Source organism: Microcoleus sp. D3_18_C2, assembly GCF_036702395.1.
Lineage (GTDB): Bacteria > Cyanobacteriota > Cyanobacteriia > Cyanobacteriales > Microcoleaceae > Microcoleus.
Map to the genome: position 1 here is coordinate 22590 of NZ_JAUBTG010000067.1, position 6388 is coordinate 28977.

Here is a 6388-nt window from a genome sequence, read left to right on the forward strand (position 1 = left end):
TTAGCTTAAGTGTTAGCGGTTGTTTACAATTCCGGGCATCTGCGATCCAAGCCTAGTTTTGCAAATACTTTTTTAAGCAGTTTTCAATTTTTACAGCAAAAAAGGAAGAAGCGAAGATGGCGGGACTAGCAGCTGCAGAACGGTTGGGAATAAAAGCATTTGAAGAAGCGGGACGGGTAGAACTGCGCCCCCACTGGACGCAAGAGGATGCGAAAGCAGTAATTCGCGCTGCTTACAGCCAAGTTTTAGGCAACGAGTATTTAATGTCGAGCGAACGACTTACCAGTGCTGAATCTCTGCTGCTGCAAGGGCAGATTTCAGTGAAAGATTTTGTGCGGTCAATTGCACATTCCGAAACCTATCGGAAAAAGTTTTTTTATCCGAACTCGCAAACGCGGTTAATTGAGCTTAATTATAAGCATTTGTTGGGCCGCGCTCCTTACGACGAGTCGGAAATTGCTTTCCACGTTGATTTGTACAATGCAGAAGGCTACGAAGCTGAAATTAATTCTTACATTGACTCCGTTGAGTATGAAGAAAATTTTGGCGAAAGTGTAGTGCCTTACTATCGCGGTTTCGCGACTCAAAGAGGTCAAAAAACCGTCGGTTTTAACCGGATGTTTCAACTGTACCGGGGTTTTGCTTCCAGCGATCGATCGCAAAACCAAACCCAAGCCCGGCTGACTTGGGAAGTAGCGAGAAATATGGCTTCGCCGATATACACGGCCTCCACCGGAAAAGCCCTTGGCGGCACATCCGGCGGTTCTCGCGACCAACTCTACCGAGTCACCGCAATGCAAGGTGCGGGTAATTTTCTGCCCCAAGTGCGGCGGACTACTACCGAATATCTCGTGCCTTACGAGCAACTTTCGAGCCGCTTGCAGCAAATCAACAAACGTGGCGGCAAAGTGGTAAGTATTACCACAGCTTAAAGTTTGTGTATTGACGTTTTTGTGAAACGTCTTTAGCAAATTAGGACTAAGGCTAAAAAATTATTCAATTTTATATGTATAGGTAAGGTGTGCAGTGCACACCCTACTTTGAGGCATATTATCCTTAGTCCTAAAAATTTCAAGTGCAACGAAGCATAAAACTTTTGTCATTAATAATTTAGGAGAAAATCTGGTGGCGATTACAACAGCAGCGTCCAGACTGGGCACATCCGCATTGAGCGATGCGCCGAAGGTAGAATTGCGCCCGAACTACACCAAAGACGACGTTGAAACGGTGATTCGTGCCGTTTACCGTCAGGTGCTCGGCAACGACTATTTAATGAAATCCGAGCGACTTACAAGTTCCGAGTCTTTGCTGCGAGACGGCAGTTTGAGTGTACGAGAATTTGTACGCGCTGTAGCTAAGTCAGAACTGTACAAAACCAAGTTTTTCTACAACAGCTTCCAAACTCGGACGATCGAACTAAACTACAAACACTTGCTCGGTCGCGCTACCTACGACGAATCTGAAGTAATTGAGCACTTAGATTTGTACCAAACAAAAGGCTACGACGCTGATATTGATTCTTACATCGATTCAGTAGAGTATCAAGAAAACTTTGGCGAAAGTATCGTCCCTTACTACCGCGGCTTTAACACCCAGCGCGGTCAAAAAACCGTCGGTTTTACCCGGATGTTCCGGTTGTATCGGGGCTATGCAAACAGCGATACATCTCAGCTAGAAGGCAATATCTCTCGCTTAGCTGTCGAACTCGGCACTAACACCGCTACGGCTGTAGTTGGGCCTTCTGGCGGTAACGAAGGTTGGGCATATCGGCCTTCCGCCAGAAACGTAACTCCCGCCAGCACTTTCGGCGGCGCTGCTGCTTACGGCAAAGAAGGGCGGCTGGTGCGCGTGGAAGTTTCGGGCATTCGCACGGGCGGATATCCCAGCGTGCGCCGCAGCAGCAAGGCTTTCATCGTACCTGTTGAGGAGTTGTCCTCGCAAATGCAGAAATTTCAACGCATGGGCGCGAAAATCGCCAGCATTACTCCAATTTAGTTGTTAGTCATCAGTCATTAGTCATTAGATAATTAGTTTCTGCGTAAGGTGCGATGTGCACGGAAACCTACATAATTAGGTTCTGCGTAAATTCTGAACTAGAGACTAAGGACTAAGGACTAAGGACTAAGGACTAAGGACTACTGACCAATTACCAATTACCAAGAAGCTTATGTTGGGTCAAATTGTAGCTGGAAAAAGTGGCAATACAGCTTCGGCTAGTCGCTGCTTTCGGTATGAAGTTGTCGGCTTGCGCCAAAGCGATGAAACAGATAATGTGGATTATTCGATTCGATCGAGCGCGAGTACATTTATCACTGTGCCTTACAATCGGATGAATCAAGAAATGCAGCGGATTACTCGCATGGGCGGGAAAATTGTCAGCATTCATCCTTTAAACGCGGGTGCAGAATCATCCCATGAATCATCCCACGATCACCAATAGTTTGGTTGCAGGGGCGATGAAAATCGCTCCGACACAAGCTAGAAGGGGCGATGAAAATCGCTCCTAGACAAACTTTAGTCCACTCGAAGCGGACTAAGAGTTAATGTAACCCGCCCAGGCGGGTTTTGTCTGTTTAGGAATGAGAATTAAATAACTTCCACAAGTTTGTGGGACGCCCATCCCACAATAACAATTAAAATTGTAAGTTATTTAATTCGCGATCCTTAGTAGCGATTTTAATCGGCCAGTTTCCCTAACCCTTGCAGGTTTTTTCTGTGTAGCACCGATTTCAATAGCCGAATAACTAATAACTAATAACTAACAACTAATCACTATGAATTATTACGAATCCGACTCACCGCCGGCGGGTGTAGCAGAGGGCGAGTCTTTAACTGTTGAACAGGCGATCGCAAATTTGCACTCCCAAGATTACAGTCTCCGGTATTATGCTGCTTGGTGGGTGGGCAGATTTCGAGTCAAGGAACCGGCAGCTATTGCAGCTTTAATTGCCGCATTGGAAGAAGAGTCAGAACAAACAAAAATTGGCGACTATTCCCTATTGCGAAATGCGGCGCGGGCTCTGGGTAAATTGGGCGACAAACAAGCCTTACCGGCCCTGATTCGCTGTTTGGAATGCGCTGATTATTACGTGCGGGAAGCGGCGGCTCAAGCTCTAGAAATGCTGGGCTATCGCGATTCTATTGAGCCGCTAATGAAGCTATTGGATGGGGGCGTAGCTGTTGCTGTGCGAGTGCCAGGAAAATCGCACCTCGTGCAACCTTACGACTCGGTAATTGAAGCTTTGGGAACCCTGCAAGCGACAGAAGCAATACCGCTAATTTCACCTTTTTTAGAACATTCTGTGGAGCGGGTGCAGTACGCTGCGGCGCGGGCGATGTATCAGTTAACTGGTGAGCGGGTTTACGGAGAGCGGTTGGTAAGTGCTTTGAATGGGGCTAATTTGCAGTTGAGGCGATCGGCTTTGATGGACTTGGGGGCGATCGGCTATTTGCCGGGAGCGCAAGCTATTTCGGAAACTTTAGCAGAAAATAGCCTGAAATTGATAGCGCTCAAAGGAGTTTTGGAGCATCACCTCAATCAACAAGAATCACTATCTTTGTCAGATGAAGCTATCCAAGTTATGGATTTAATGGATAGTTTACTGTGAACAAACCAGGCGTTCAACGGAGTACCGTTAGTACGCAGGCTTCGTATTTCCTTTTTTGCAAAGGCTTTTTATAGTGAGGTAGTTCCACCCCCACTGACTAATACAGTACCAGAGTATTTCCAGATTATCAATGGGTATAAAGAAATAATTGTCGGCTTCCGTCCGCGACATCCGACGCTTCTGGACATCCCTGCGGTAATTTATTCGGGGTACTTCGCGCAGCGCTCAGATGTGTCCCCTCTAAATATACCGAGGGACTTCCTGGCTGGTAGTTAAAAAATTAGTTCACAAATGAAATAGGATTGCTGTAGAGATTCTCAATTGTCGGCCGTAAATTCAGGAGACAGCACATTTCAGGACACAGCGCCGTGCTGTTTCCCTACCGCATATCTGTATTTCATGGAGTTGAGAACTATTTTATCGGTTTGATCCGGGTGAATATATGACCGATTATTTGATGGAATGAGGGAGGGGGCTTTAGGTACTAATTATTATAAATTTCAGTGAAAATACTGAGGTTTGTAGCTGTAGTTGGTGAAACCGAACTGTTAAAATAATATTACCATCTGGATGAGTTTTCAGTTAAAAAAGTTTGGGTTTTGACTGCGGGCGATCGCGGAATGCTGGGAGATGGTTGTGTAGCGGCTAGAAGTATAAATCGGGGGATTCATTATGAGCAACGATCCTTTTGAAGTCAATGTGCAACATTTTGCAGCGCTGAAGTCCAAGTATCAAGCAACAAAATATGAAGATTCATCTCCTTCTAGTCTACTATATCTCATCCTGCGAAAAGCTGATTTAGAATTTGAAATTACCGACTTCGAGCGGAATTGGTTACTAAACCAAGAGCTTTTGGAAACAAGAGAAGCTATCGAGCAAGAGCCACTACGTAAGGCTAAAGAACGAAGAACACTAGAGGCTGAATTTTATAAACTCAAGTCTAAGTTTAAAGTAACCACAGGGCTAAGCATATCCAGTCCTTTGTATTTTATCCTTTGGAAACTTGATTCAGAAAATCAGCTAACTGACTTGGAAGTTAAATATCTGCAAAAACAGGGGCTTACTCAAACAGTTACTATCGTTCAAGAGATGGCGCGATTTGCTGCACTAAAGGCTAAGTACCGAGCAACTGAATATCCAAATTGTTCACTTGATAGCCCCTTGTATCAAATCCTCAAGCAACTGGATGCACGAGAAATATTAAGTGATGTAGAGGCTAACTGGCTGTTCAATAACCAACTGGTTGATACTCTAGAAATTTTTTGGCAACAAAAAGCTGTACGGGAAGCTAAGTTTGCCCAACTCAAGGATAAGTACAAAGCTAGTGAATACCCAGAAACATCTGTATCAAGTCCGTTGTATCCCATCCTGAAAAATCTTGAGGCAGATCGGCAGTTGAGCGAGTCAGAACTTAACTGGCTAGAAGAGCATCAACTTAGCGAAACGCTTAGCATTGTTTTGGAGATTGAACAGAAACGACACTTTGCTGAACTGAAAGTTAAGTATAAAGCTACTACTTATGAGGATTCATCGCTCTCTAGCCATCTGTATAAAGTTCTCAAGAAAATTGATTTAGACAATCCGCTAGGTGAGCAGGATATTAACTTTCTGAAAAAGCGTAAACTGACCGAGACAATTACTCTGGCGCTTGACAAATATGCTGCTAGTCTCAAGTCCAAAATTCAATCTGGAGAGCCGTTGAGTGAGGCTGATTTTGATTGGGTGAAACAGAATGGACGTGATGATGTAATTACTTTTGCCCAAGACAAATATGCTGCTAGTCTGAAATCCAAAATCCAATCGGGAGAGCATTTAAGTGAGGCTGATATTGATTGGCTAAAACAGAATGGATATGAAGACGTAATTACTTTTGCCCAAGAAAAGGAATTTGCTGCTCTGAAGTCTAAGTATGATGTCTCGAACTATAAAGATAAGACACCTTCTAGTCCGTTATACGTAATTCTGCAAAAACTGGATAAAGGAGAGCGACTGGAACCAACAGATGTTGCTTGGCTTGAGGAGAATAAAATTGAAGCATCTCAACCCAGCTATAGCTATTATGGGTGGCAGGAAGAACGCCGATATCAAGGGCAGAGACTGTTCTCTGGCAAGATTTTTACAGGTTACCACAAAATCGAAGCACTTTTTTATGAACAGCAGTACAAAGGCACTGGAAATAAATGGAACTTGGCTAATGCCAGCAGTCATTGGCGGAAGGCAGAGCAACCGAGAAGTGCATTGAACCTGACAGAAAATCTGGACTTAGACAAAATTAAAGAAAATAAGCTCAAGTCCGCTTTGCTAACAACTAGGGGCGGTGCTTTTCGAGATATTAATAAACTAGATGATACCGAAAAATGTGCGCTAAAAGCTATTGAGTATCAGCCTCAGAGTCATCATCCTTACACTTTGATGGGAGCTATTTGTTTTGAGCGGGGTCAATTTTTAGAGGGTGAGCGTTGGTTTAATGAGGCAATTAAACGCGGTGCTTCACCCAGAGATCAGGATGCGGAAATGAAGCGGGTTGTCAAAAATGCTAAAAATGGGAAGCGTCGGGAAGTTGTGGAATATCTGCTGAAAAAAGATCCGCAGCGCTATGCTTGGGCTAAGGCTTATCGGAAGCGCGAAGGCGGTGAGGATGCACAGCGCAAGAATTCCTAGCGCGGGTATCGAGTCGAGTTTTTTGCGGATTCGACTCTTTAACTAAGGATCGCGAATTAAATAACTTACAATTTTAATTGTTATTGTGGGATGGGCGTCCCGCCCGTCCTTTTTGGACG

At 44.6% G+C, this 6388-nt stretch carries 5 protein-coding genes; all 5 read left to right on the forward strand.

Annotated features, from left to right (window positions below; all coding sequences use genetic code 11):
* Positions 1-116: 116 nt before the first annotated feature.
* The 5 genes from QUA88_RS25855 to QUA88_RS25875 all read left to right on the forward strand — a co-directional run bounded on the left by QUA88_RS25855 (position 117) and on the right by QUA88_RS25875 (position 6269).
* The gene (locus tag QUA88_RS25855; RefSeq protein ID WP_333209623.1) at positions 117-932 is read left to right on the forward strand and encodes a phycobilisome linker polypeptide; all 816 of its coding nucleotides are present in this window, start codon (positions 117-119) and stop codon (positions 930-932) included.
* Positions 933-1125: 193 nt separating this feature from the next.
* Positions 1126-1995, forward strand: a complete 870-nt coding sequence (locus tag QUA88_RS25860; protein ID WP_333209621.1) for a phycobilisome linker polypeptide — start codon at positions 1126-1128, stop codon at positions 1993-1995.
* A 172-nt stretch (positions 1996-2167) separates the two neighbouring features.
* Positions 2168-2440: a phycobilisome linker polypeptide gene (locus tag QUA88_RS25865; protein ID WP_333055307.1), complete on the forward strand. Its 273-nt coding sequence runs from the start codon at positions 2168-2170 to the stop codon at positions 2438-2440.
* A gap of 334 nt (positions 2441-2774) precedes the next feature.
* Positions 2775-3608 (forward strand): HEAT repeat domain-containing protein, encoded by an 834-nt coding sequence (locus tag QUA88_RS25870; RefSeq protein ID WP_333233674.1) that lies wholly within the window; start codon positions 2775-2777, stop codon positions 3606-3608.
* Between the two features lie 672 nt (positions 3609-4280).
* A complete protein-coding gene (locus QUA88_RS25875; protein ID WP_333055305.1) occupies positions 4281-6269 on the forward strand; it encodes a hypothetical protein in 1989 nt (662 codons plus the stop codon).
* Positions 6270-6388: the final 119 nt, after the last annotated feature.